Origin of the sequence: Streptomyces sp. GESEQ-4 (assembly GCF_017948455.1) — a bacterium.
Taxonomy (GTDB): Bacteria; Actinomycetota; Actinomycetes; order Streptomycetales; family Streptomycetaceae; genus Streptomyces.
Genome location: NZ_JAFFSU010000007.1, coordinates 154040 through 180926 on the forward strand (window position 1 = coordinate 154040; position 26887 = coordinate 180926).

Annotated in this window: 16 protein-coding genes; 15 read left to right on the top strand and 1 reads right to left on the bottom strand. The window is 70.3% G+C overall.

All coding sequences use genetic code 11. The features are described from left to right. Positions 1-20 precede the first annotated feature (20 nt). The 15 genes from KCH48_RS16310 (at position 21) to KCH48_RS16380 (ending at position 25321) form a co-directional block, all read left to right on the top strand. Positions 21-2024, top strand: a complete 2004-nt coding sequence (locus KCH48_RS16310; protein WP_210574793.1) for an ATP-binding protein — start codon at positions 21-23, stop codon at positions 2022-2024. After that, positions 2021-2335 (top strand): hypothetical protein, encoded by a 315-nt coding sequence (locus tag KCH48_RS16315; protein WP_210574795.1) that lies wholly within the window; start codon positions 2021-2023, stop codon positions 2333-2335. The genes KCH48_RS16310 and KCH48_RS16315 overlap by 4 nt, the downstream gene beginning before the upstream one ends. Then, complete coding sequence (locus KCH48_RS16320) at positions 2332-9273, top strand: DUF4157 domain-containing protein (RefSeq protein WP_210574797.1); 6942 nt, start codon at positions 2332-2334, stop codon at positions 9271-9273. The genes KCH48_RS16315 and KCH48_RS16320 overlap by 4 nt, the downstream gene beginning before the upstream one ends. 37 nt (positions 9274-9310) lie before the next feature. Next, complete coding sequence (locus KCH48_RS16325; RefSeq protein WP_210574799.1) at positions 9311-9976, top strand: hypothetical protein; 666 nt, start codon at positions 9311-9313, stop codon at positions 9974-9976. After that, complete coding sequence (locus tag KCH48_RS16330) at positions 9973-10659, top strand: hypothetical protein (RefSeq protein WP_210574801.1); 687 nt, start codon at positions 9973-9975, stop codon at positions 10657-10659. Before KCH48_RS16325 ends, KCH48_RS16330 begins: the two co-directional genes overlap by 4 nt. Before the next feature lie 11 nt (positions 10660-10670). Further along, the gene (locus KCH48_RS16335) at positions 10671-11051 is read left to right on the top strand and encodes a hypothetical protein (RefSeq protein ID WP_210574803.1); all 381 of its coding nucleotides are present in this window, start codon (positions 10671-10673) and stop codon (positions 11049-11051) included. Continuing rightward, positions 11044-12183: a hypothetical protein gene (locus tag KCH48_RS16340; RefSeq protein ID WP_210574804.1), complete on the top strand. Its 1140-nt coding sequence runs from the start codon at positions 11044-11046 to the stop codon at positions 12181-12183. Before KCH48_RS16335 ends, KCH48_RS16340 begins: the two co-directional genes overlap by 8 nt. Positions 12184-12240: 57 nt before the next feature. After that, positions 12241-12777 (top strand): phage baseplate assembly protein V, encoded by a 537-nt coding sequence (locus KCH48_RS16345; RefSeq protein ID WP_210574805.1) that lies wholly within the window; start codon positions 12241-12243, stop codon positions 12775-12777. 20 nt (positions 12778-12797) lie between these two features. Then, positions 12798-13142: a hypothetical protein gene (locus tag KCH48_RS16350; RefSeq protein ID WP_210574806.1), complete on the top strand. Its 345-nt coding sequence runs from the start codon at positions 12798-12800 to the stop codon at positions 13140-13142. Positions 13143-13404: 262 nt separating this feature from the next. Beyond that, positions 13405-13791 (top strand): GPW/gp25 family protein, encoded by a 387-nt coding sequence (locus KCH48_RS16355; RefSeq protein ID WP_210575046.1) that lies wholly within the window; start codon positions 13405-13407, stop codon positions 13789-13791. After that, positions 13788-16886, top strand: a complete 3099-nt coding sequence (locus KCH48_RS16360) for a putative baseplate assembly protein (RefSeq protein ID WP_210574807.1) — start codon at positions 13788-13790, stop codon at positions 16884-16886. The genes KCH48_RS16355 and KCH48_RS16360 overlap by 4 nt, the downstream gene beginning before the upstream one ends. After that, positions 16883-20644, top strand: coding sequence for a putative baseplate assembly protein (locus KCH48_RS16365; RefSeq protein ID WP_210574809.1), 3762 nt, complete (start codon positions 16883-16885; stop codon positions 20642-20644). Before KCH48_RS16360 ends, KCH48_RS16365 begins: the two co-directional genes overlap by 4 nt. Next, the gene (locus KCH48_RS16370) at positions 20644-22800 is read left to right on the top strand and encodes a hypothetical protein (protein ID WP_210574811.1); all 2157 of its coding nucleotides are present in this window, start codon (positions 20644-20646) and stop codon (positions 22798-22800) included. The genes KCH48_RS16365 and KCH48_RS16370 overlap by 1 nt, the downstream gene beginning before the upstream one ends. A 77-nt stretch (positions 22801-22877) precedes the next feature. Beyond that, positions 22878-24425, top strand: coding sequence for a DUF6519 domain-containing protein (locus tag KCH48_RS16375; protein ID WP_210574813.1), 1548 nt, complete (start codon positions 22878-22880; stop codon positions 24423-24425). Beyond that, positions 24425-25321, top strand: a complete 897-nt coding sequence (locus tag KCH48_RS16380; RefSeq protein ID WP_210574815.1) for a peptidoglycan-binding protein — start codon at positions 24425-24427, stop codon at positions 25319-25321. Before KCH48_RS16375 ends, KCH48_RS16380 begins: the two co-directional genes overlap by 1 nt. 133 nt (positions 25322-25454) lie before the next feature. Here the strand turns inward: KCH48_RS16380 and KCH48_RS16385 are convergent, their stop codons facing one another. Continuing rightward, positions 25455-26825 (bottom strand): M1 family metallopeptidase, encoded by a 1371-nt coding sequence (locus KCH48_RS16385; RefSeq protein WP_210574817.1) that lies wholly within the window; start codon positions 26823-26825, stop codon positions 25455-25457. Between the last annotated feature and the right edge of the window lie 62 nt (positions 26826-26887).

Sequence of the window (26887 nt, forward strand, 5' to 3'; positions counted from 1 at the left end):
CAACCGGGGCAGGTGAGGACATGGGGACGAACGAGACGGGCGCAGCGGACGCACCGGGTGGCAGCCCGACGCTGACCGCGGAGATCCGGCGTGTCCTGGCCCGTGTCGACGCACACGCGGCGCGCGCGGCCGGGCGGGGCACGGCCCCGCAGACAGATTCCGATGACGGCTCCCGCGACGGCGGCGGCGCCGTCGCCCCCGCACCGGACCCGGCCGCTCCCGCGACCGCGCCGCTCGACGCACTCGTCACCTGCTTCGGCCTCACTCCCTTCGAACGGGACCTCGTACTCCTTACCGCGGCCCACGAGTTGAACCCCACGACCGCTGCCCGGTGCGCCGCCGCGAGCGGTGATCCGGAGCGTGCGTACCCCACCTTCTCGCTCGCCCTGGCCGCGCTCGCCGAACCGCACTGGAGTGCCCTCACCCCGGTCGCGCCGCTGCGGCGCTGGCGCATCGTGGAACTGGAGGACGATTCGCGCCTCACGCTGTCCCGGCTGCGGCTCGACGAACGCATCCTGCACTTCCTGCTCGGCTCGCCCTACCTGGACGCCCGGCTGCACGGCCAGCTGCGCCGCACTCCGGTGCCGGACGAGCTGCCGCCGTCGTACGACCTGGCCGCGAGCCGGGTCGCCGGCGGCTGGACGACCGCCGCCCGCCCGGACGCGCCGATGCTCGTCGAGGTGGTCGGCGGCGATCTGCGCAGCCGGGCCGAGATCGCGGCGGCCGCGGCCGCGCGGTCCGGCCTCGGGCTGTACGCGATGAGCGCCGAGGACATTCCCACCGACGCGGCGGAGCGCGACCGGCTCGCCCGGCTGTGGCAGCGCGAGGCGATCCTGCTGCCCGCCGCGCTGCTCGTGGAGGTCGGCGAACTCGACCGCGACCAGCACGCCGCCACCGACGCGTTCCTGGCCGGGGCCGCCGTTCCCGTCGTCGTGTCGAGCGACGATCCGCGGCAGACGGACCGGTCGCGCGGCGAGCGGGTGACCGTGCCGCGCCTGGACGACGAGGAGCAACTCAGGCTGTGGGCAGCCGCGTTCGAGAACGTGGTCGACATCGAGGAGAGGCAACTGCGGTCCCTGGTCGCGCAGTTCCAGCTGCCGCCGCACGTCGTACGTTCCGCCGCTGCCGCCGTACGCCGTGATCTGCCCGGCGAGGACGAGCTGGACGCCGCCGGGCTCGCCTGGCGGGCCGGGCTGAACGAGGCCCGGATCGGGATGGACGACCTGGGCCGCCGCATCGAGCCCGAGGCGGGCTGGGACGACCTCGTCCTGCACGAGCGGCAGACGAGCGTGCTGCGCGAGATCGTCGCGCATGTGCGGCAGCGGGCCACCGTGCACCAGGAGTGGGGATTCGCGGCGACCCTGCGCCGTGGGCTCGGCGTCACCGCCCTGTTCGCGGGCGGCTCCGGCACGGGCAAGACGCTCGCGGCGGAGGTCATGGCCAAGGAGCTGGGTCTTGACCTGTTCATCATCGACCTCTCCCAGGTGGTCAGTAAGTACATCGGCGAAACCGAGAAGAACCTCCGCAAGGTCTTCGACGCCGCCGAACGCGGCGGCGCCCTCCTCCTGTTCGACGAGGCCGACGCCCTCTTCGGCAAGCGCAGCGAGGTCAAGGACAGCCACGACCGGTACGCGAACCTGGAGGTCAGCTACCTGCTGATGCGGATGGAGGCCTACCGGGGCCTCGCGATCCTCACCACCAACATGAAGAAGGCCCTGGACACGGCGTTCATGCGCCGTATCCGCTTCGTCGTCGACTTCCCCTTCCCGGCCGAGCACGAGCGAGCCGAGATCTGGCGCCGGGTGCTGCCGCCGCAGACCCCCACCAAGGGCATCGACCCCGAACTCCTCGCCCAACTCACCGTGGCGGGCGGCTCGATCCGCAACATCGCCCTGTCCGGCGCGTTCCTCGCCGCCGAGGAGGGTGACCGGCTGCAGATGCGGCACATGCTCGCTGCGGCCCGTACCGAATACCTCAAGCTGGAGCGCTCTTTGACGCCGGGGGAGGTCCGCGGGTGGGTGTGAACAGGCCACATCGACAGGGCGCGGCCGGTCGTCCGGAGCCGCGCGAGATCCGCGTCGACATCGGCGAGCTGGTTCTGGACGGCTTCGGTTCGTCCGTGGATCCGCGGCGCGTATCGGCGTCGTTCGAGCGGGAGTTGACCCGTCTCGTACGGGAACACGGGGTGCCGCTGGCCGCGGACGGTGCCGTGTCGGTGGACGGGGTGTCGGGACTGCCCCCGATGCCCGCCGGGTTGTCCGCGCGCCGTCTCGGCCAGGAGCTGGCCCGCGCGGTGCACGCGGGGCTCTCGGGCCGTGGGGAGGTGGCGCGATGACGACCTCCGCCTCTCAAGACTCCCAGGCGGCCGAGCAGGCCGCCGCCGAGCGCCGCCGCAAACGCAAGGAGCGCGCGGCGAAGAACCGCGCGCCGGAGCCGAAGAGCATCGTCAGCGGGGCCGGGCAGCCGCTCGACGCCGGTGTGCGCCGCGAGCTGGAGGAGCAACTCGGCCACGACCTGAGCTCCGTACGCCTGCACACCGACCGCGACGCGGGTGCTCTCACCGGCATGCTGGGCGCGGACGCGGTGGCGGTGGGCCAGGACATCTTCTTCGGCGAGGGCCAGTACCAGCCGGGCACGGAGCAGGGCCGCGCCCTTCTCGCGCACGAGCTGCTGCACACGATCCAACACCCGTTCGCGAGCGGCACGTTGGCGGCGGGCCGTGACCTGGGCCAGGTCAGCGCGGCGCACGAGGCGGCCGAGCGCGCCGCCGAGGACGCCGCCCAGGCCGTGGCGCGCGGCGAGCAGGCACCCGAGGTCGCCCCGGAGGCCAGCACTCCGGCGTGGATGCGCTACACCACCGTCCACGCCGACCGCAATCGGCTCGAGCACCTCGACCCCGCCACGCTGGTCGACCGCCTCGCCAACACGGTCATCCGGTCGCTCCGTAGCGACCCTACGGACAGCGCGCAGCGCGTCCGCGCTGCCCTGGCCCCGCTCTCGGAGGAGCTTCAGGAGCGCGTACTGGACCGGCTGGAGCACCGGCTGCTCACCTCCGAGCACGACTTCGTGGTGGACCTGGTCACGGAGATCGACGTGGAGGGCCAGGCGGAGAGCGAGGCCACCGCCCGGCAGCGCGGCCTCCTCGCCCCGGAGCTCGAGGAGGACACCGCCGAGGAGGTGATGGCGGAGCGGGAGAAGGAGCAGGAGGCCGCCCAGGAGGAGCAGCAGCGCACCGAGCGGACGGGTCCCGCTCCCGGCCCGGAGAAGCAGTCGGTGGACGGGGCCGGGTCCGGGTCCGGGGACACCGCTCCCGCCGCGGGCAGTACGCCGGAGAACGCGGGCGGCACCGTCCCGCAGGGCGGCACTCCGGGCGCGGACGCCGGGAAGGCGGAGGACGACAAGGAGTCCGACCCGCGGACGGGCGGGGACGCCTCCAGTCCGAAGGGGGACGGCGAGCAGCCGACTTCGCCCGCCGCGCAGTCCGAGCAGAAGCCGGGGCAGCAGGAGACCACGGCCGGCGGGAAGGCCGGAGCGCAGGCCGCTGGGAAGCAGGGCGAGAAGTCCGGCGCGGAGAAGAGCGGACAGCAGGGGCAGCAGCAGGACAAGGGAGACAAGGGGGACAAGGGCAAGCAGGGCGGCGGGAAGGACGGCGACCGGGCCGGAGCGAAGCAGGCCGAGGAGCAGGCCAAGAAGGAAGCCGGCCAGGCGGATGCGGCGGGTTCGCGCGCGGACGCCGAGGAGGAGGCCGCCAAGGCCCGCGAGAGCGCTGCCGCGGCCGAGGAGGCCAAGCAGGACGCGCCGGCCCGCGACGAGGGCAGCCCGACGGCCATGGCGAAGGACGACGGGTTCCCCGGCCGCGCCGGCACGCTGGACGGGGCCCGCGCCCAGGACCAGGAGGGCGAGGAGGAGCAGGAGGAGTCCCCCGGCCAGGGCGGCGACTCCGAGGTGGAGGTCGGTGGCGGGGAGCCGAGCGCCTGGGACATCAAACTCAGGCCGGAGGACTTCCTTCCCGAGCAGGACCTCGACGTGTCGAACGTACCGACCTCCGACCAGATCGACGAGTCCGCCGGGAACTCCACCCCGTCCATCCCCTCCTTCTCCGCCCCGCCGCCGACCAGGGCCGAAAAGGTGCAGGCACAGCGTCAGCAGGAGGACGAGGAGGACGCCGAGCGCGAGGCGGCGGCGGAGAAGGACGACCCGGGCACCGACGACTCCCCGCCCGTGCCGGGCGCCGAGGAGGAGGCGGCGGACCAGGCGCGTCGTACGGAGAGTGAGCTCGACCCCGAGGAGAAGAACGAGCCGAAACCCGCCCCGGGCGTCGCCTCCAAGGACCCCAAACAGGGTGACGACCCCAAGGCGGGCCCGGCCGCAGCCGAGGCCAACGTGCAGGAGGCCCACGACCGTTCGAAGGAGACGGGCGGCGATACGGCCGAGCAGGCCGCCAAGGACGAGAAGGGCACGCCCGCCGCGGGCGGCCCCGGCGACAAGTCCTCGGGCGGCGGGGAGAAGGGCTCCGCGCAGTCCCGCTCCGACACCTCGGCCAAGGAGTCCCCCTCGGACACCGCCAAGACGGGCGCCGAGGGGGAGAAGGCTGCCTCCGACGAAGGCGCCACGGGAGCGGCGAAGGCCGAGGAGTCCCCTGGCCCGCAGGAGTCGAAGGGACCCAAGGACCAGGGCACAAGCGGCACTTCGGACGGGTCCGCGTCCGGCGGCGGGACGACCGACTCCGACAGCTCGGCCGATACGGGTACGACACCCCAGCCTTCGGGCACCGACAACTCCGGCTCGGATTCGACTAGTTCAGGCTCGCGTACGGAGTCCAGCTCTTCCTCTCGTACGGAGAAGCCGAGCCCGAGGGCTCAGGAACCGCGTACGGAGAAGCCCAAGGAGCAGGCACCGCAGGCGGAGAGCAAGGCGGACAGCGCGGCCGACTCCGGCTCCCGGTCCGCTCCTGCGCCGGCACGCGGCGGTGGCGGTGGAGGCGGCGGTGGCGCCTCGAAGGGCGGCTCCACGGGCGGAGGCAAGGCCTCCGCGGCCAAGGCGAAGAAGGCGGCCAAGGCGGCGCCGGACCTCTCCGGTGGCTCTCCCGAGGAGGGCCTTGCCACCGCGTCGAACCTCAAGCCGCACCAGGCCGTCGAGGCGATGGACAGCGTCGGCGGCGCCGTGGACAAGGACGTCGGCAAGGAGCACAAGCAGCTGGCGTCCAAGCCGCCCGCCATGGACCGCCCCACCGGCGCCCCGAAGACCCTGCACGGCAAGCCGGACGCTGAGGAAGCGGCGCAGTACAACGAGGACAAGGCCGAGCGCGCCGAGGACGCCAAGGACGAGAAGGCCGAGGTCAAGGGCGAGAAGAAGCCCGAGGGCAAGATCGAGGCCGAGGAGATGGAGGAGCCCGACTTCTTCGACCAGGTCGGGATGATGGCGGGTTACGCCCTCGGCTGGGCGGGCGACCTGATCGGCCTCGATGTGACGGCGGAGGATCTCGCCGCGCAGTTCGCCGGGATGCCGACCAAGGACGAGGCCATGAAGCAGGCGCAGAACGGTACTGCGCCGGGCGTGGAGATGCAGGGCCAGGCCGACGACAAGGCCGAGGAGCAGGGCGGCAACACCGACGACAAGAGCCAGGAGGCCGCCGAGACCGGGGCCGACGACGCCGGTCGGAAGATGGGCGAGGACCAGGTCTATCCGGACGCGCCGAAGGAGCGCCTCGAGGGCAAGGTGCCGAAGGAGCAGGGCGGCAAGGCGCGCGTCGGCGGGGGCGGCGCGAACACGGGTGCCGTACCGCCCGAGGCGGCTTCGGAGGTCGCCGAGCACGAGCGCAAGCCGCAGTTCAAGAAGGCGCTCACCGACGGCCGCCAGGACATGGGCAAGGGGCGTCAGAAGAAGGAGCAGGACACCCGTAAGTCCGAGGCGCAGCACAAGCGGCAGGTCGACAAGGAAGTCCAGTCCAACACCAAGCAGCAGACGGGCAAGCGCGAGGGCGTCCTGACGGACGTGGACAAGCAGCGCGCCGACTGGACCAAGGAGCAGGACGACGAGCTGAAGAAGCTCGGAACGAAGAAGTCGGACCGGGAGAAGAAGGTCCGGGACGACGTCAAGAAGGAAGAGGAAGACACCGACAAGGACGTCGAGAAGGAGAAGGAGACCAGCGACAAGGACGTCAAGGACAAGGGTGAGAAGGCCGAGGAGGACGCGGAGAAGAAGAAAGAGGAGAAGACCGACGACTCCAAGAACTGGCTGTCCAAGGCGCTCGACTGGATCAAGGAACAGTTCATCGCGCTGCGGGACAAGATCGTCAAGATCATCAAGGACGCCCGTGAAGCGATCATCGGGGCCCTGAAGAAGTTCAAGGAGACGGTCGAGGGCTGGATCAACGCGGCCCGCGAGGGCATCGTCGAGATGATCAAGCAGTTCATCGAGGACCTGATCGAGTTCGTCACGTCCTTGGTGGAAGCGGTCATCGAAATCGCCCGCCGCATCCGCAAGTTCATCACGGACCTGATCAGCGCGGCGCTCGCGTTCGTCACCCAGCTCGCCAACGCGCTGAAGCAGATCATGAAGGATCTGCTGGAGTCCATCGCGAAACTTCTCAGCGACATCCTGAGCGTCCTGAAGAAAATGCTTCTCGACGTCCTGAAGGCCTGCAAGGACGCCCTCAAGGCGGTCCTCGACTTCGCGACGAAGTTCATCGCCGCCTTCGGCGAGTTCATGATGATCCTGGTCGACATCCTCTCGGACCCGGGCGGCTGGCTCAGCGGCGCGAAGAACTCCGCGTACGACGGCGCGAAGAACCACCTCTTCAACGAGGTCAAGAGCGCCGTGAAGCAGTGGTTCAACGACAAGGTCAAGGAAATCACCGGCCTGACCGAAGCCGTCTGGAACAAGCTCATGAAGGGCGGCTGGACCCTAGAGAAGATCGCCAAGGAGGTATGGGACGCGATCGTCCCTCAACTCCCCTTCATCATCGGCGAGATCGTCATCACCAAGGTCCTGGCCAAGCTGATCCCCGGCGCCGGCTGGGGCGCGGCCATCCTGGAGGCCATCCAGGCCGCGATCGGCTCCCTGGGCGAGATCCTCAAGGCCATCGGCGCGGTCATCACCTGGCTCAAGTCCGTACGCCAGGGCGGCGCGGGCGTCCTCTTCGCCAAGGCGATAGCGGCGGGCATCGTAGTCCTCCTCGAAATGGCCTACGAGTTGCTCCTCAGCGGCATCGGCAAGTACGTGTCGAAGGTCGGCACGCGACTCAAGGGCGTCGCCGCCAATATGGGCAAGGTCAAGGGCGGCGGCACGGACAAGGCCAAGGACGGGCAGGGCGGGGACGACAAGGGGCCCAACAAGGACGGCGACAAGGGCGCGCCGCCCTCGTCCACTCCGGCCAAGACGCAGACCTCCACGACTCCGCCGGGGAAGAAGCCCCAGGACACGCCGAGCAAGCCGAAGGGTCAGGACGGTCCGGGTAAGCCGAAGGAACAAGCCGGTCCTGGGAAGCCGAAGGACCAGGACGCGCCGGCCAAGCCGAAGGACCAGGCAGGGCCTGCGAATCCGAAGGGCCAGACGCCTCCCGGCAAGCCCAAGGACAAGGACGCGCCGGCCAAGCCCAAGGACACTCAGGCCCCGTCCCCCAAGCCCACGAAGCCCAAGGGCCCCACGAACAAGAACGACAAGACCGAGGGCAAGAACAACACCCCGAGCAACGAGTCGACCAAGCCGACGCCTCCCACGTCCAAGGACAAGAACGGCAACCCGAAGAACGAGAACAAGGACGACAAGAAGGACACCCAGCCGACACCGTCGCCGAAGCCCGCTACGCCCAATCCGAAGAAGACGGATGGCCCGGACGGTACCAAGAGGGACACCACCAAGGACGACACGGGCAAGGGCCAGGGGTCTGACAGCAACAAGGACAAGACTGACGCCGACAGCAAGAAGGACACGTCCGACTCCGACGGGAGCGGCAAGACGGACAAGTCAGACTCGGACGGCAGTAACAAGAACGACACCGACGGAAGCAGCAAGAAGGACACGGACGGCAAGAGCCACAAGAATCCGGACAGCGACGGCAAGGGCAAAGACGAGCCCGGGAGGCCGAAGAGCGACACCGCGAAAGATGAGAGGAAGAAGGAAGAGGAATCCGAGGAGTCCAAGGAAGCCCAGCTCCAGAAGATTCTCGCCCGTATCCGCGCCCGGCTCACCCCAAAGGTCGAAGACGGCACGCTGGAGAGTGTCATGGACGACATGCTGGACGGCATGCGGGTCTTTTACCGCCTCAAGAGCCTTCGAATCGTCGGCGATGACCGAGTGAACGTCATCGGAACCCTCAATCCATCGGGAAGTGCGCTGGAAGCGTTGCGCGAACAGCACTTGCGGCGGAAGTGGATCGTATTCGCACGCTCCAAGAACAACGAGCTGCCCCCGCCGATATTCCCGCCCTTCGGTACCGGCCAGGCTCCACCCACAACGACAGCACAATTCCTGAGTCGGAACGTCAGGGATACGGGCACGGAACCGGGCGACGCCTACAGCTGGCCACTCGGGTGGGACTACATAAAGAACAACAACATGACCGACAAGACTTCCCAGTCTCAGTGGGTGCGCATGCACCTGCTGCCCGACAGTCTCGGCGGTCTGGCCTCGAACAATAATCTGGTACCAGCTCGGAAATCGACGAACAACGCCATGCGCGACGGGGTGGAGAGACTGGCGTATAACGAGATACGCGACTCGGACAAGGTGATCTGGTACAAGTCAAAGGTCGACTTCCACAAGCCGCAGGACGACGTAAACGGAGACCTCCTGGAAGGTTTCCCTGAGTCCATAACATCCAGCTACGGGATGTATGACCACGTGCGAGGTACCGGCAAGAAGAGGAGCGATTGGAGGCGGCGGGACGCCGCGGTAAAGACGCACCCGATCTCAGGCATACCGCTTCCCTCTCCGGATGAGCACAGCAAGCTGATCATCAACTCCGCAGGGGCCGACTCCATTTGGGGCCTCTTGGGAGGGCCCAACAGCGGGTTCTCCAAGCAGATCCCCAGGTACATCGCAGGAAAAGACGCCGACGGCAAAAAGCGCGAGACCGTGAAGTATCGAGGCACCGGTGCAGAACAGACTGTGGTAGACGTACACCCCGTATACCGCAAGGTCTCCGACATTCGGCGCTACTTGGAAGAGCGGAAACGTGAGATGCCCCCGGGGTCAATGCGCGACCTCTACCGCGTCATCTCAAAGCTGAAGGAACTCGACAAGCAGGGGAAGATCGACTGGCTGAAGTGAGCACTGAAAGAGTACAGCGGGACAGGAAGGCGGGAACATGTCGAGTACCCAGCACAGCGACGCGCTAAGAGCAGTACAAGAACTTCGGTCCGCCGAGGGCATCGTTCTGCACAAGGATCACATCATTGAGAAGGGGTATCCTGCGCTCTCGCCGGAACAATCCGAATCCGTTCGGTCGATCATTGGTCTCGCACCGGGTACTCCCGTGGAGGACCATCGCCTCGGGGCAGTTTTCGTCCACGCGGCCTGGTTCACGGGAGACTATTCCATCGAAGGAGAGTTCCGGCTGCACGACATTTGGTGCTGCCTGCGCGGGAAGCAGTTGAACTTCACAGACCGGAATCTCGCCACGAGCGATAATGAAACGCTGCGGAAATTGAAAGTCCTCGACCAGTCCACGGAGTCGGGACGCCTCACCGGAATCCATGTTTCAGAATCCGGGGAAGGTCATGAACTTTGGTTCTACGACACCAACCACTCAACTCTGAAGCGCATGGAAATCGATTACCGGGGCTATGTGCAGAATTTGTTCATCATGAAGGGAGTTTCGGGGTGGCAGTATCTGTTTACCGACACTGACCTGTCCGGTGATGAGTTCGATGTCCTCTCCGGATACCTAAAGAATGCACTGAACAGCTTTCCTACTCTCTTCCCCCGGTACGACTACTCCGACATGCGTGCTCGCCTGGAGGCCCGCCTGTGACCCGCTACGCCGACATCCCCAAGCCCATCCGCTCCGGCATCGTCCTCGTCGACCCCGAACTAGGCACCCCCCAACGCGTCATCGTGCTCCAGTTCAACCCCGACACCCTGGAACGCAGCCTCTCGCCTCAGTCCGCAGGAGGCAGTGGTGATTCCGGCGGCGGAGGGAGTGGCAACGGAGACAGAAACGAGGCGCTTCGCCTCAAGGGGCCCGCCCAGGAGACCTGGAAGTTCACCGCCGAGATCGATGCCACCGACCAGTTCGAGATCGCCGCACCCGACGGCATCCACCCCCAACTGGCCGTGCTCGAAATGCTCGTGCAGCCGACCTCCTCCCAACTCCGCGAAGCCAGCCGGCAGTCGCAGAAGGGGACCATCGAGATCTCGCCGATCGAGATGCCGCTCACTCTCTTCACTTGGGGGAGCAAGAGGGTCATGCCCGTGCGGCTCACTGAGCTGTCCATCAACGAGTCCGCGTTCGATGTCAACCTCAACCCGATCCGGGCCTCGCTCAGCATCGGGCTGAAGGTGCTCACCGTGAGCGATCTGCCGATGGGGCACCCGGGTGCCGAGTTCTACTACGCGCATCTCGCGCAGAAGGAGCGCCTCGCCGCCGCCGCGCGCACCGCGGGGATCGGGTCGCTGGGGCTCGGCTCCGCCGGCATCGGAGTGGGAAGGGGCTGAGGGGCGAAACCATGGCTGAGATCGAGCCGTACGAGAACGCGCTGGACGCGATACCGGGGGCCCACCCGTACCCCCGGACGAGCCGGTACCACGACGCCGAGATAGGCGTGCACCGGCTGCCGGACGGGACCGAGGTCCGGTACGCCAAGCGGCGGTTGCTGCCTCCGATCGAGGAGGCGGGCGACGCCACGCAGACGCACACCGTCCGCACCGGTGAGCGCCCCGACCTGCTCGGGCAGCGCTACTTCGGCGACCCCGGCCAGTGGTGGCAGATCGCCGACGCCAACCCGGTGCTGGACCCGCAGGAACTCACCGACGAGCCAGGTCGCGAGGTCGACGTGCCGCTCGCCGGCCACTTCCCGCAGGGGCCGCAGGGAGTGAGGCGTGGCTGAACTGCCCGTGGGGCGCGGCCCCGTTCACATCACCCTGCACATGGGACCGAAGCTGGCCAAGCCCGTGCCCGCGGAGGTCGCCGAGGCGTTGCTCTCCGCCCAGATCACCGCCACCGCCGGCGAACGAAGCGGTTTCCAGCTCGCCTTCGACCTCACCAAGAACGGGCTCATCAGCCGCACCCTCCTGCCCGAGGGTTTCTTCGACCCGAAGACGCGGCTCATCGTGACCGTCACCGTCCGCGGCACCCCCGAGGTGCTCTTCGACGGGCTCGTCGTGCGCCAGGAAGTCGGGGCCAGCAACCAGCCGGGGCACTCCACGCTCACCGTGACCGGCGAGGACCTGAGTCTCCTGATGGACCTGGAGGAGCGCACCGACCGCTACCCCAACCTCCCTCCGTCCCAGCGCGTCCTCGCCATCCTGCGCCGCTACTCCGACTACGGCATCCGGCCCGACGTCTACACCGAGAAGGTCAGCCAGCCGCCGCACCAGGACCTCCGCGTCCACTACCAGACGAGCACCGATCTGCAGTACATCAACGAGCTCGCCCGCGCGAACGGCTACACGTTCTATCTGGAGCCGGGCCCCAACCCCGGCCAGTCCTCGGCCCGTTGGGGACCCGAAGTGCGCCTCGGCATCCGCCAGCACGCCCTCAACGTCAACATGGACGCCAACTCCACCGTCGACCAGCTCACGTTCGCCTACGACGGGACGGCCCGCGAGGAGCCGCAGGCCCGCTGGCAGGACCCCGGCACCCGGCAGTCCACCCTCCTGCCCCAGCCGCCGATCAGTCCGCTGCGCCCGCCGCTCGGCAAACGCCCCACCCCGGCCCTCAGGCGCAAGACCCTCTCCGGCACCGCCAAGCACCAGCGCGAACAGGCCGAGGCCGAACTCCTCGCGCGCGCGGCCGTGTCCGCCGACGTCGTCTCCGGTTCGGGCTCGCTCGACGTGAACCGGCACGGCTACATCCTGCAGCCGCGCCAGTTGGTGGGTGTGCGCGGGTCGGGCCGTACGTACGACGGCGACTACTTCGTCAAGTCCGTCACGCACATCCTGCGGCAGGGGTCCTTCCAGCAGAACTTCACGCTGTCGCGAGAGGGGCTCGAAGCGCGCAGCGCCTACGTCAGGCCCTGATCCCCCGAAGATCCCCCGAACCGACCATCACGACCAGTCAGACCAGGAGCAGTTCACATGGCGGCACCCAGCAATCGCTACCTCGGCAAGTTCCGCGGCCGAGTCGTGGACAACAACGATCCGCTGCACATCGGCCGGATCACTGTCGAGGTACCTGACGTTCTGGGTGACGAGCCGTCGACCTGGGCGCTGCCCTGTCTGCCGTTCACCGGGCCGCAGGCGGGCCATTTCGTGGTGCCGGCGCCGGGGGCCGGTGTGTGGGTCGAGTTCGAGCAGGGCGATCCCAGCTTTCCGGTGTGGACGGGATGCTGGTACGGGGAACAGGGCGAGCTGCCGCCCGATGCCCGCCGTCTCGTGCAGCCCGCGTCGCAGGCCAAGCCCGTCGTGGTGCAGACACCCGAGGCGCACAAGATCGTGATGAGCGACCCACCGGGCCCCGATCAGGGGATTCTGCTGCAGGCCCAGGGCGGGGCGTACATCCGCATCACCAAGGAAACCATCGTGATCTCCAACGGTCTCGGCGCGGAGGTCATCCTGCGCGGAGACCAAGTGGACGTGAACGAGGGCCAGTTGACCATCGCGTCCAAGCGATAAGAACCGGGGGAAGGAAGAACGTGTCCGGGACATCCGGGAGTCTGCTCGACGCCGACGCCGTGATCGGCTGCCCGCACGGCGGCCGCGTCACGGCCGCCGGCTCACCGTCCGGCGGCGTACGCATCGCGGGTGCCGCCGTCGCCACGGCCGCCCACAGTTACGTCGTCACCGGCTGCCCGCACACCGTCGACGGTGTGCCCTCGCCGTGCGTCTCGGTCCGCTGGACCGCCGGCAGCACCGGCATCACGGTCGACGGCGCGCCTGTGCTGCTCGACACCTCCGCGGCTCAGTGCCTCACGGCGGCCTTCGTCCCGCAGGGTCCGCCCGTCATGCAGACCGCCCAGCGCAAGGTCACCGTCCGATGAGCCGCCGGCTGAGCAGACCGATGGGTCACCGGACGTGCCGACGGACGTGCCGACGGATGAGCGGCCGCCCGAGCCGCCGTACGACAACCGCGCCTGGTCGTCGTACGACCAGCCGACCGAGTCGCCGCGCGACAACCGCGCCGAGCCGCCGTACGACCACCGGTCCGAGCCGCTGCACGACCACCGCGCCGAGTCGCCGCGCGACCACCCGGCCGAGTCGCCGCGCGAGCAGCCGTCCCACGAACCGCGAGATGAGCCGACGATGAGCCCACGCACCCGCCCCCGCACCGACATAGCCTTCCCCTTCCGGGCCGACCGCCGAGGCCGTACCGCGCACGCCCGGCACGGCGAGCACGTCCACGACCTGATCGAGCAGTTGCTGTTCACCAGCCCCGGCGAGCGCGTCATGCGTCCCGACTTCGGCTGCGGTCTGCTGGACCTGGTCTTCGCGCCGAACAGCCCCGAGCTGATGAGCACGCTCGAACTCTCCGTCCAGGCCTCCCTCCAGCGGTGGCTCGGCGACCTCATCGACGTCGAATCCCTCGACGTGGTCAGCGAGGACCACGTCGTCCGCGTGTACCTGTCGTACGCCCTCCGTTCCGACGGGACCCGCCGCGACGACGTCTTCGAAGGGAGGGCCACCGCATGACGCACACGACAACTCCCCGGCGGGCCAAGGTCAGAGCCGCGCAGCTGAACGGAGTCGACGCCGTCGAGGTCAGCGACGACGGGCTGCTGCTCACCGTCACCTTCCTCGGCAAGGCCCCGCACGGCCTCGGCCCGGAGAACGTCCGGATCGACGGCGGCCGTCGGATCACCGGCATCACCGCCGTCGACGTCAGCGTCGAACGCGAGGAGGACCCGGAGCTCGACGACCGGCTCTACGTCACCCTCGACCGGGCCGGCGACACCTCCCGTTACCGGTTCGCCCTCGTGGAGACGGACCCGTACGGCCGCCCGGGCACGGAGCCGTACCGCGGCTTCGACCAGCGCTACCACAGCGCGGCCTTCGCCTTCCGGCCCGACTGCCCAACGCCCTTCGACTGCAAGGAAGACGGCGACGAGGACCCGGGATTCCCGGCCGCCCCCGTCGTCGACTACACCGCCCGCGACTACGACACCATCCGCAAGCTCCTCCTCGACCGGCTCGCCCTCACCACCCCCGACTGGGTCGAGCGCAACCCCGCCGACCTGGGTGTGACCCTCGTCGAGCTGCTCGCGTACACCGGCGACCAGATCAGCTACCAGCAGGACGCGGTCGCCACCGAGGCCTATCTCGACACCGCGCGCCGCCGGGTCTCCGTACGCCGCCATGTCCGCCTCATCGACTACGCGATGCACGACGGTTGCGCGGCCCGCGCCTACGTCGCCGTGGAGACCGCGGGCGACCACACGCTCGCCCCGGGCACCTACCGCTTCGCCTCCGTCGACGTCCGCACCCTCGACCCGCACGACCGCCCCCAGCCCGGCACGGTCATCGGCGAGGCCGACCTCGGCGACCTCGACGAGCGCGGCTCGGTGGAGGTCTTCGAACCGGTCGTCACCGTCGACCCGCTGGAGCTGCGGGTCGCGCACAACGCGATCCGCCTGTGGACCTGGGGCGGCGAGGTGTGCACCCTGCCGAAGGGCGCCACTTCGGCCACGCTGAGGGACGAGTGGCAGGACCCGGAGACCTGCCGGGACCGCCAACTCCACCTGAAGCCGGGTGACTTGCTGATCCTGGAGGAAGTGAAGGGACCGCGCACCGGCACCCCCGGCGACCAGGACCCGGCCCACCGCCAGGCCGTACGCCTCACCTCCGTCACCCCGGCCGTCGACCGAATCGAGGACCAGCCGGTCCTGGAGGTCACCTGGGCCACCGAGGACGCCCTGCGCTTCCCGCTCTGCCTCACCACACGCGGCGGACGCGACTGTCTGCCCGTCGAGGACGTGAGCCTCGCGCGCGGCAATGTCGTCCTCGTCGACCACGGACGCTCCCTGACCGGACTCCCCGAGACGGTCACCGTGCCCCAGGACCCCGCCGTGGTCGCTCCCTGCGACCCTCCGGCCTTCGGCTGCCACGACCGCGAGGAAGGCAACGCGCCCGCGCGGCTCATCAACTCCCTCACGGACAAGACGGAAGAGGGTCAGGCCCTCACGCCCGACGACGTCCGCGAGCTGTTCGAGGTGGTCGGCGAGGCCGCCACCGTACGCGCCGGACTCGGTCTGGAGCGGGCCGGGCAGCGGCACGAGCGCGTCGTGCCCGGCACCGCGTACGCCCAGACCACCGCCCTGCGCACGCTGCTCGCCCAGTCCGTCTACCCGGGGATCCGGCCCCGCTTCCGGCCGGTCCTCGGCCGTACGCCCGTCACCCAGGCCGTCCCCTTCCCGGATCCGCGGACGGTGTCCGCAGGCCAGGCCGAGCGGATCGCCGCCATCCCCGGGCGGATACGGCAGCGGCTCGTCGAACTGTGGCGCAGCGCCCGGGACCGCGACGGGCTCGGCGACGACGAGATCGCCGAACTCGCCGTCGTCTACGGCCTGAAGATCCTCGAGCGCCTGGAACTCCGCCTGCATCCGGTCCGCGCCTTGCGGGAACTGCTGTACCGCAGCGACCAGTTGCTCGACGCCAAGCTGCAGCGCGTCGAGGTGCTCGCGGCACGGGCCCGTGCCGGCACGGTCCTCGACGGTCACATCGCCTGGGAGATCGCGCACAGTTGGGGCCCGTCGTACGCGGCCGGACTCCACCCGGACGAGCCGGTGCTCCGCGGCTCCGCGACCGCCGGGCTCGCACAGGATCCGCGCCGCGCGCTGCCCGCCGTACGCGCCCTCGAAGGCGACGAGACGGTGTGGGAGCCGCGCCGGGATCTGCTCGACAGCGGCTCCCGCGACCGGCACTTCGTCGGCGAGCTCGAGGACGACGGCCGTATCGCGCTGCGCTTCGGCGACGGACGGCACGGGGCGAAGCCGACCCCGGGATCGCGCCTCGCCCTGCACTACCGGATCGGCGGCGGCACCGCGGGCAACGTCGGCGCGGAGGCCGTCAACCACCTCGTCGTCCAGGACGACTGCGAGCCGCCCCCGGCCGCCGTGGTCCGCAACCCGCTGCCCGCCACCGGCGGCACCGAACCCGAACCCATCGAGCAGGCACGCCAGTTGGCCCCGCTCGACCTGCGCCGCACCCGGCAGCGCGCGGTCACCGCCGAGGACTACGCGGCCCTCGCCTCCGCCCTGCCCGGCGTACAGCGGGCCGCCGCGGAGATCCGCTGGACCGGCAGCCTCCAGGAGGCCCACATCGCGATCGACGCATACGGCGCCGGCGCCCCGTCGGCGACGCTGCTCGCCTCGGTCGAGCAGGCCCTCGAGCCGTACCGGCGCATCGGCCACGACCTCGTGGTCGGCCCGGCCCGCCTGGTCCCGCTCGACATCGCGCTGACCGTGTGTGCCAAGCCCGGTCACCAGCACGGGCAGATCCTGGCCGAGCTGTACCGGGTGCTGGGCAGCGGCCGTAACGGCTTCTTCCACCCCGACGCGCTCAGCTTCGGCGAACCCGTCCGGCTCAGCCGTCTGGTCGCCGTGGCCGCCGCCGTCGCAGGCGTGGAGAGCGTCCGGGTCACCCGGCTGCGGCGGCTGTTCGAACAGGACCGAGGAGAGAGGGAGGACGGCGTGCTGCGGCTCGGCCCGCTGGAGATCGCCACCTGCGACAACGACCCGGACCGGCCGGAGAACGGCCTGCTGGCGATATCCCTGGGAGGTGCCCGATGAGCGACGCGTGCTCCTGCGGCGGCGCATGCGGCGGCCACGACGAGCGCCTCGCCCCCGCCCCGCTCCACAACCCGCCCGGCCGCACCGCGCTGGACTACCGCGTCGGCGAGTACGGCTCCTTCCTGGCGGCGCTGCTCGACCGGCTCGCCTCACCCGCGTACCCGGCGCTCGGCGGCCTGACCGTCCGCACCCCCGACGACCCGGCGATCGGCCTGCTCGACGCCACGGCCGTCCTGGGCGATCTGCTCACCTTCCACTCGGAGCGGATCGCCGACGAGGCGTACGTCCGTACGGCGAACGAGCACCGGTCGCTGGTGCTGCTCGGGCGGCTCGTCGGCCACCGTCCGCGCCCCGGCGTCGCGGCGGCCACCCACGTCGCCTACACCCTGGAACGCGATCCGCGCGCCGAGACGCTGCCGGTGGTCATCCCGCGCGGCGCGCGCAGCCACAGCGTGCCGGCGTCCGCCGACGAGCAGTCCCAGACGTTCGAGACCAGCCGTGATCTGGTGGCGCGCTGGGACTGGAACGAGCTGAAGGTACGTCGGCGTCGGCCGACGCTGGTGACGCCGGCGGACCTGGAGCGCCGGTCGGAGTTGTTCGTCGAGGGAACGGCGAACTCTCTGCACACCGGTGACCAGTTGCTGTTCGTGTTCGGTGAACGGGCGGGTGGGGAGCGGATGTTGCTGCCGGTCGCCAAGACGCGGGTCGATCGTGACGATGAGATCACCGCGATTTCGCTGCCGAAGTCGGCGCCGCCGACGCTGAAGGAACTTGTCGATGAGGTACGGCGGTGGATCGCCGAGCCTGCGGTTCCGGGGGAGCCTGGTGATGAGCCGCCTACTCCGGAGGTTCCTAATCCGCGTCCGGTCAGTCGGCTGATCGAGGACTTCGAGGATCAGGTGCTTGCGCCGTTGCGGACGGATTTGGGTGCCGTGAAGACGCCGGAGCAATTGGCTGCGCGGCTGGATGAGCCGGTGGCGCGGCTTGGTGAGGCGCAGGTTCTGGCTACGCCGTATGAGGATGTGGCTGAGTGGTTTGCTCAGTTGGAGGCGGTGCTTGCGGAACTTGGTGAGCGAGCCTTGGGGTTGGCGCCTGCGCAGACGGTTGAGTCGGGTGGATTGGCGGGTGCGGCGCCGTTGGGGCTGGGCGCGCAGTTCCCCGCGCCCCTGAGCGGCGATTCTCGTACCGCTGCTCTTCAAGCCCTGGGCGCTGTGCTGCCCGCCCTGCGTTCCTCCGCCCCGGCCCCGAGCAGTGCTCCACGTCGAGCCGCCGATCCTGTTCGGCTGCTCTCCGCGCTCAATCCCGGGCTCTATCCGGCCTGGCGTACGGCCGCCGCTCCTGGCGCGCCCCAGCTTCTCCGTGAGCTCCTCGCGATGCGTGTCACCGCGGCCCCCTTCGGGGCCACCGCTCCGCTCAAGCCGGTGCAGGACGACCGGGGGCGGGTGATCCGTACGGCGGACTGGCCGCTGACCGGGGCGGCGCTGACCAGCATGCGCGTCGTGTACGACACGGCGGGGAAGGTGCCGGTCCGGGGGGAGTTCCAGTACGTCGAGGGGAGCAGCTCCGATCAGCGGGCCGAGAATCTGCCGGTGCCGCAGTTCGTGAACTTTCCGCTGGGGCCTGGGCAGGTCGAGCTGTCGGTCCGGGCCGGGCAGGACAGGGACCTGAGCTGGCTCAACCGGCGACCCGCCGACTCCCAGGAGCCGGGCGTCACAGTCCGGATGCACTCGGGTCTGCCCGAGCGCACCCTGCATGTGTCGCGTCCCGACAGCGACGGCCTCGTCCACGTCGGCATCAACAACGGCACGGCCGAGGAGGTCGCCCTGCGGCCGGGCGGCAGCGAGCAGTTCACCCACGGTGCGTACGAGGTGAGCGTGCGCTACACGGTGGGGAGCGCCGAGCCCAACGTCGAGGTGGTCATCGCCAGCAAGCCGCAGCCCATCAACCGCCGTGTGCTGCAGCTCGACTCGGTCCACACCGGCATCACGGTCGGCAGCTGGGTCGCCGTCCAGCGCCCGAAGAAGGGTGCCCAGGACGGTATCCCCGGCGACGCAAAGCTGGCGTTCGTCACCACCCAGGTGGCCGCCGTCCGCACGGCCGCGTACAGCAACTACGGCATCACCGGACGCGGCACCGAACTCACCCTCTGCGACCCCTGGCTGGACGAGTTCGACGTCCTGCTCTCGCACATCCGCGACACCACCGTGCACGCCGCGGGGGAGCCGCTGCGCCTGGCGGACGAGCCGCTCGCAGAGGACGTGTACGGCAACGAGATCGAACTGGGGCAGCTGTACGACGGGTTGCAGCCGGGGCGCACGCTGATCGTCACCGGCGAGCGCACCGACATCCCGGGCGTGGCCGGCGTCACCGCCACCGAGGTCGTCACCATCGCCTCGGCCGACCCGGCCGTCGACCTGCAGCTGCCCGGCGACCACGTCCACACCGCGCTGACGCTCACCGCCGACCTCGCCCACCGCTACCGGCGATCGACCGTCCGCGTCCTCGGCAACGTCGTCGAGGTCACCCACGGCGAGAGCCGCGAGGAGGCGATCGGCAGCGGCGACTCGGACCGGGTGAACCAGACGTTCGCGCTCTGGCAGACCCCGCTCACCTGGCTCGCCGACGACAACCCGCTCGGCGCCACGCCGGTGCTGGAGATCCGCGTCGACGGGGTGCTCTGGCACGAGGTCGACAGCCTCGCCGGACGTGGCCCGAACGAGCGGGTCTACATCACCGGCAGTACGGCGGACGGGCGGACGACCGTCACGTTCGGCGACGGCATCCACGGCGCCCGCCTGCCCAGCGGCCACGAGAACGTCCGCGCCCGCTACCGCTTCGGCACCGGCAAGGCCGCCAACGTCGCCGCCGACCGCATCACCCAGCCCCTCACCCGGCCGCTCGGCGTCACGGCGGTCACCAACCCCCGCCCGGCGACCGGCGGTTCGGACGCGGACGGGCCCGGCCTGACCCGTCGTACGATCCCCCTCGCTGTCTCGGCTCTGGACCGGCTGGTGTCCACGCCGGACTACGAGGACTTCGCCCGCTCCCGTGCCGGTATCGGCCGGGCCGCCGCACGGGAACTCTTCGACGGGCGGCGGCGCGTCGTGCATGTGACGGTCGCCGGCACGGACGACGTGCCGCTCGGCGACGAGACGCTCCGGCCGTTGCGCGCCGCCCTCACCGAGTACGGCGACCTGGGCCTGCCGGTCCGCGTCGACGTCCGCGAGCTGGTCCTGCTCGTCGTCGCGGCCAAGGTGAAGGTCGCTCCCGACCACGCCTGGGAGATCGTGGAGCCGCGGTTGCGTCAGGCACTGCTGCGCCGACTCGGCTACGAGGGGCGGGAGTTGGCGCAGCCCGCGCGGCTCTCCGACATCCTGGCCACGGCCCACACCGTGCCCGGCGTCGACTACGTGGACGTCGACGTCTTCACCGGCGTCCCCGCGTCCGCCACCCCGGCCCGGCTGACCGAGCTGCTCACCCGTCCCGGCGCCCCGCGGACGAGCGTGCCCGCGCACCCGGCGACGTACGACGAGACGGTCCACACCGTCCGCGCCGACGACGGCGAGACCCTGAGTGCCATAGCGGCTCGCTACGGCATCCCGCTCGCCGAACTCCTGCGCCTCAACCCCGACATCACCGACACCCGGCGCCTGCCGAAGGGCCGGTCGGTGTTCGTCTTCCGCGGTATCCGCCCGGCGCAGCTCGCGCTGCTGTCGCCGAGGGCCGCGGACACCCTGATCCTGACGGAGGTCAAGTGATGGCCGCGAACTCGGCGGATGTCCAGTTCGAAACGACGACCGCCCCGGCGACGTCCCGGGAGCCCGACGGGCTGGCCGCGCTGCTGCCCCGCTGGCACCTGCTGCGGGACGCCGAGGAGGGCGAGGCGCTGCGCGCGCTGCTGGCCGTGATCACCGAGCAGCTGGACCGGGTCCGCGACGGTGTCGAGCAGGGCTACGAGGACCTGTTCGTGGAGACCGCGGCGCCCTGGGTGCTGCCGTACCTCGGCGACCTCGTCGGGTATCGCACCCTGCCCGGCTACGAACGCGTCCTCACCACGGGCCTGCACGAGGGCGGCCGGGCGGCACTCGCCGAGGCCGTCGCCCCGCGCGCCGATGTGGCCGCGACCGTCGCGAGCCGCCGCCGCAAGGGCACCCTCCACCTCCTGGAGGAACTCTCCGAGCAGATCACCGGCTGGCCCGCCCGCGCCGTCGAGCTGTCCCGCCTGGTCGCCCACAACCAGCCCGTGAAGCTGCACGGCACCGCCGAGCGCGCCGTCCGCGGGCGCCTCGCCGACCTGCGGAACTCCTCCGAACTCGCCCTCGCGGGCGGCCCGTTCACCACATCGGCCCGCTCGGTCGACGTCCGCAGCGCCGACTCCCGCTACCGGCAGGGCGGCTGGACCCCGGCCGGCGTGGGCCTGTTCGTGTGGCGGCTCAAGGCGTACTCGCTGACGTCGTCCCCGGCGTACTGCATCGACCGCGCCCGCCACCTCTACACCTTCTCGATCCTCGGCAACGACAGCCCCCTGGTCACCAAGCCCGTTCCGGAGCCGTCGCCCACCCACATCGCCGCGGTCGACAACGTGCCCGCCTTCATCACCCGCCGCATGCTCCACGACCGGCTGGCCGACTACTACGGCCCCGGCAAGAGCTTCGTCGTCCGGCGCGACGGCGAGGACAAGCCCGTACCGCCGCAGGACATCGTCGTGGCCGACCTGTCCGAGTGGCGCTACCGTCCCAAGCGCGGGCAGGTGGCCGTCGACCCGGAGCTGGGCCGGATCGCGTTCGGCGCCCGGTCGGCGCCCCGGCAGGGCGTGTGGGTGGACTACCACTACGCGTTCGGCGCCGACATGGGCGGCGGCGAGTACGAGCGGAACCGGGAGCCGCGGCCCGACGCGGAGACGTATCGGGTCGGCCCCGGACAGCCGTACCGGCAGATCATGGACGCCTACCGGGCCTGGCAGCACGACCGCCGGGCCGACCGGACCGGGCCCGAGGGCATCATCGAGATCACGCACAGCGGTGCCTACCAGGAGCAGCTGGACTTCGACCTCGACCCGGGCGACCGCCTCGAACTGCGGGCCGCCGAAGGCACCCGGCCGGTGATCCGGCTGCTCGACTGGTACAGCAACCGCCCGGACGCCCTCAACATCCGTGCCGTGTCCCAGGACTGCGCCCCGCACGAGCGGCCCCGCCTCGTCCTCGACGGGCTCCTCGTCGCCGGCCGCGGCATCAACGTCACCGGCCCCATGGGCGCCGTCGTCGTCCGCCACTGCACGCTGGTGCCGGGCTGGTCGCTGGAGCCGGAGTGCGAGCCGCACTCGCCCGAGGAACCCAGCGTCGTCCTGGAACGCACCACCGCCTGCCTCCAGGTCGAGCACAGCATCCTCGGCACCATCGAGGTCATCGGCGACGAGGTCACGGAGGAACCCCTCGACATCCACCTGCGCGACAGCATCCTCGACGCCACCGGCGACGACCGTGAGGCCCTGTCCGCCCCGGACTGCCGGCACGCCCACGCCGTCCTCCATCTGCACCGGACGACGGTGATCGGCGAAATCCACACGCACGCCGTGGAGATCGTCGAGAACTCCGTCCTCACCGGGAAGCTGCACGTGGCCAGGCGCGGCATCGGCTGCATCCGGTACTCGGCCGTGCCCGCCGGCTCGCGCACCCCGCGACGTCACCGCTGCACAGCCGTACGGCCGTTGTTCGCCGCCGTCCGCTACGGGACCCCGTGGTACGGGCAGTTGGCCGACCGCGGTCCCGAGGAGATCCGCCGCGGAGCCGACGACGGCGCCGAGATGGGTGCCTTCCACGACCTGTACCGGCCGCAGCGTGAGGACGGTCTGCGCGCGCGGCTGGCGGAGTACACGCCCGCGGGCACGGACGCCGGGATCTTCTTCGTGACATGACCGGGATCTTCAAAGAGACATGAGCAGTGCCGCCGTACGCCCGACCCGCATTTTCCTGAACCAGGGGGACCCCCTTCATGCACGCTGACCTCTCCCGCTCCACCTTCCGCCCGGAGCGGCACTACTCCGCGGTCATCGCCCAGCAGGGCCGCGTCCAGCTCGACGCCGACGCCAACGAGCAGACCGCGATCGAGCTCCACCGGGCGCGTACCCTCGCCGCCGACCTGATCGGACAGCACGGCGGTCCGCGCGACGCCGCCGGCTTCCGGATCGAGTACATCGGCGGCAAGCACGACATCGACACCCTGCACATCCACGGCGGCCGCTACTACGTCGACGGCATCCTGCTCGACGCGAACCGCCCGGCGCCCGGCACGCCCGTCCCCGACGAGGACGCCGACGAGCAGGAGACCGCGCCGCCGCCCGCGTACTGGACGTACTGGGACCAGCCCGACGGCTTCCGTGACCGGGAGAAGCCCGGCGACCGGCTGCCCTCGCCCACCCAGTCGCCGTTCCTCGTCTATCTGAAGGTGTGGGAGCGCGCGGTCAGCGCCGCCGAGGACCCGGCGCTGCGCGAGGTCGCGCTCGGCACGGCGCTGCCGGACACCGCCGCCCGTGTGAAGGTCGTCTGGCAGGTCCTGCCGCTCTCGCTCGCCGCGCTGGAGATCGAGGACGTGAACCCGCCGAAGGAGGACGTCCGGTCCGCCTTCACCCAGTGGGCGCACAAGCAGTCCACCCCCACCGCCCGGCTCGCCGCCCGCAGCGAACGGCCCGACCACGCGGACGAGGACCCGTGCCTGGTCAAGCCCGACGCCCGCTACCGCGGCCCGGAGAACCAGCTGTACCGGGTGGAGATCCACGAGGGCGGCGAAGCCAAGGACGCCACCTTCAAATGGTCCCGCGAGAACGGCTCCGTGGTCTTCCCGGTCGACGAACTCGACGGCACCTGGGTGCAGTTGGCGACCCTCGGCCACGACGAGAAGCTGGACCTCGACGTCGGCGACCACGTCGAGCTCACCGACACCGCGTACGCCTCCCGCCTCGAACCCCTACCGCTGCTGCGGGTCGAGGAACTGGACCTGCCGGGCCGCCGGGTGCGGCTGTCCGCCGAGCCGGAGGGCCAGGTCGGGCGGCTGCCCCACCTCAATCCGTTCCTGCGCCGCTGGGACCACCAAGGGGGCCCGAAGCGCAAGGGCCGTACGGCAGCCCTCAAGGGCGGCGCGGTGCGGATCGAGGAAGGGGAGTGGCTGCCCCTGGAGGACGGGGTCGAGGTCTACTTCGCCAAGGGCGCCACGTACAGGACCGGTGACCACTGGCTGATCCCCGCCCGCACCGCCACCGGCAGCGTCGAGTGGCCCGCCGACCCGGCCCGCCGCCCGCTCCTCAAGGCCCCGACCGGCATCGTCCGCTCCTACGCCCCGCTCGCGCTGGTGAAGGGCGAGGGCGGCACAGTGGACCTGCGGCTCGCGTTCACCGCGCTGGCCAGCAGCATCCCGCCGGCGGACGAGGCGGCCCTGGCGGCCGAGGCGCAGGCCCGCCGGGAGGAACAGACGGCGGAGGATCCCTCGGGCGGCCGGTCGCAGACCACCGCGGATGCCGAGCGCGCGGCGGAAGGAGACGAGTGATGGCCAAGCCACTGAGCGCGTCCAAGATGGTGGAGATCCTGCGCGCGGAGGGCCTGACGGTCCACGAGGTCCGCAACTGGCGCCACCACAACCGCAACGGCAAGGGCCCCTGGGGTCCGGTCAACGGCGTGATGATCCACCACACCGTCACCTCCGGCACCAACGCCTCCGTCGACATCTGCTACGACGGCTACTCCAGCCTGCCCGGTCCGCTCTGCCACGGCGTCATCGACAAGAAGGGCCACATCCACCTCGTCGGCAACGGCCGCGCCAACCACGCGGGCCTCGGCGACAACGACGTCCTGCGGGCCGTGATCAACGAGACGAAACTGCCCCCCGACAACGAGGCCGACACCGACGGCAACCGCCACTTCTACGGCTTCGAGTGCATCAACCTCGGCAACGGCAAGGACCCCTGGCCCGAGGTCCAGAAGGAAGCCATCGAGAAGGTCTCCGCCGCGATCTGCCGCCACCACGGCTGGACCGAGCGCTCCGTCATCGGCCACAAGGAGTGGCAGCCCGGCAAGGTGGACCCACGCGGCTTCACCATGGACGGCATGCGCAAGCGCATCGCCCAGCGGTTGGCCGGCAAGGGCGGCGACACCGGCGGCAAGGAACCCGACCCCAAGCCGGCCCCGCCCAAGCCGACCTACGAGCCCTTCCCCGGCAGCGGCTTCTTCCACGTAGGCCAGAAGTCCCCCATCATCACCGCGATGGGCCGCCGCCTGGTCGCCGAGGGCTGCGGCCGCTACGAAGAGGGCCCCAGCCCCGAATGGACCGAGGCCGACCGCCGCTCCTACCAGGCCTGGCAACACAAACTCCGCTTCAAGGGCAAGGACGCGGACGGCATACCGGGAAAGGTGAGCTGGGACAAGCTAAAGGTCCCGCACAGCTAGGGGACTTGTAGACACGCGTGCAGGACCGCGCCCCGAAAGGGGCGCGGGGCTGTGTCGATATGCGGCTCCGCCGCGTGGGCGCGACAAGCCACAACGCACCCGCAGTCGCGACACAACCGCTCCGCCCGAGCTCTCAGGCGCTACCCGGCGGACGGCTGGGCCGCACAGGCACCCGGACATCCTGCTCCGGCAACGGCGGCAACGCCCCCTTCTGCAACCACGCCGTGAACAGGTCCCCCAACGGCTCCGAAGTGAACCGCCCCGCATGCGCGGTGAACACCGCCGTGCTGACCGCACCATTTCGGTGCAGCCCCGCCCACGCCCGCAGCATCCGGAAGAAGTCCGCGTCACCCATCGCGCACCGCAGCGCATGCACGGTGAGCCCGCCCCGCTGATACAGCCGGTCGTCGAACATCAACTTCCGCCCGGGATCGGCCAGTTTCAGATCCTGCGGCAACGAGGACAGCGACCGGTGAGCCGCGGTGGCGAGTTGCTGCGCCGTGGGCCCGCCCGACCGCTCCGACCACAACCACTCGGCATACTTGGCGAAGCCCTCGTTCAGCCAGATGTGCCGCCAGTCCGCGATGGTCACGCTGTTCCCGAACCACTGATGCGCCAGCTCATGCGCGACCAGCCGCTCCCAACCCCGCGCCCCGTCCACATGGTTGGCGCCGAACAGCGACAACCCCTGCGCCTCGACGGGCACATCGAGCTCCTCCTCCGTCACCACGACCGCGTACTCGTCGAACGGATAGGGCCCGAAGAGCTCCTGGAACAGCTCCATCATCGCGGGCTGCCGTGCGAAGTCCCGAGAGAACTCCGGTAGCAGATGCGCCGGAATGTGCCCGTGCTGCGGCACACCGCCCGGCCCCGGGTCGCCGAGCAGCACGGTCTGGTACTTGCCGATCGACAGCCCGACGAGATAGCTCGACGTGGGCGCGGCCTGCTCGTACACCCACGTGGTCGTCGACGCCTTGGTGGTCCGGGTCAGCAGCCGCCCGCCCGCGACCACCTGGTACGCCGACGGCGTCGTGATGGAGATCTGGTACGACGCCTTGTCCGCGGGCCGGTCGTTGCACGGATACCAGGACGGCGCCCCGATCGGCTGGCTCGCCACCAGCGCCCCGTCCTCCAGCTCCTCCCAGCCGAGCCCGCCCCAGGGACTGTTCACCGGCTTGGGGTTCCCCGACCAGTGCACCTCCACCGTGAACGCGGCCCCCGCACGGATCGGCTTGGCGGGCCGGATCCGCAGCCGGCCACCGCGATGCGTGTAGTGCGGCTGCCGTCCGTCCACCCGGACCCGGCCGACCTTGAAGTCGGCCAGGTTCAGCTGGAACTCGCCGACCGCCGAGCGGCCCGCTATGGCGTTGATCCGGGCCGTGCCGGCCAGCCGGTTCGGCCCCGGGCGGTAGTCCAGCGCGAGCTCATAGCGGTGCACCCGGTAACGGTGATCTCCGTTGTCGGGGAAGTACGGGTCCGGACCCACTGTCTGTTGAACCGCCACTGCTGCGTCTGCTCCCTGCGCTGCGCTCGTACGACGTCCCTCGCCCCACGACGTCGTAGGAG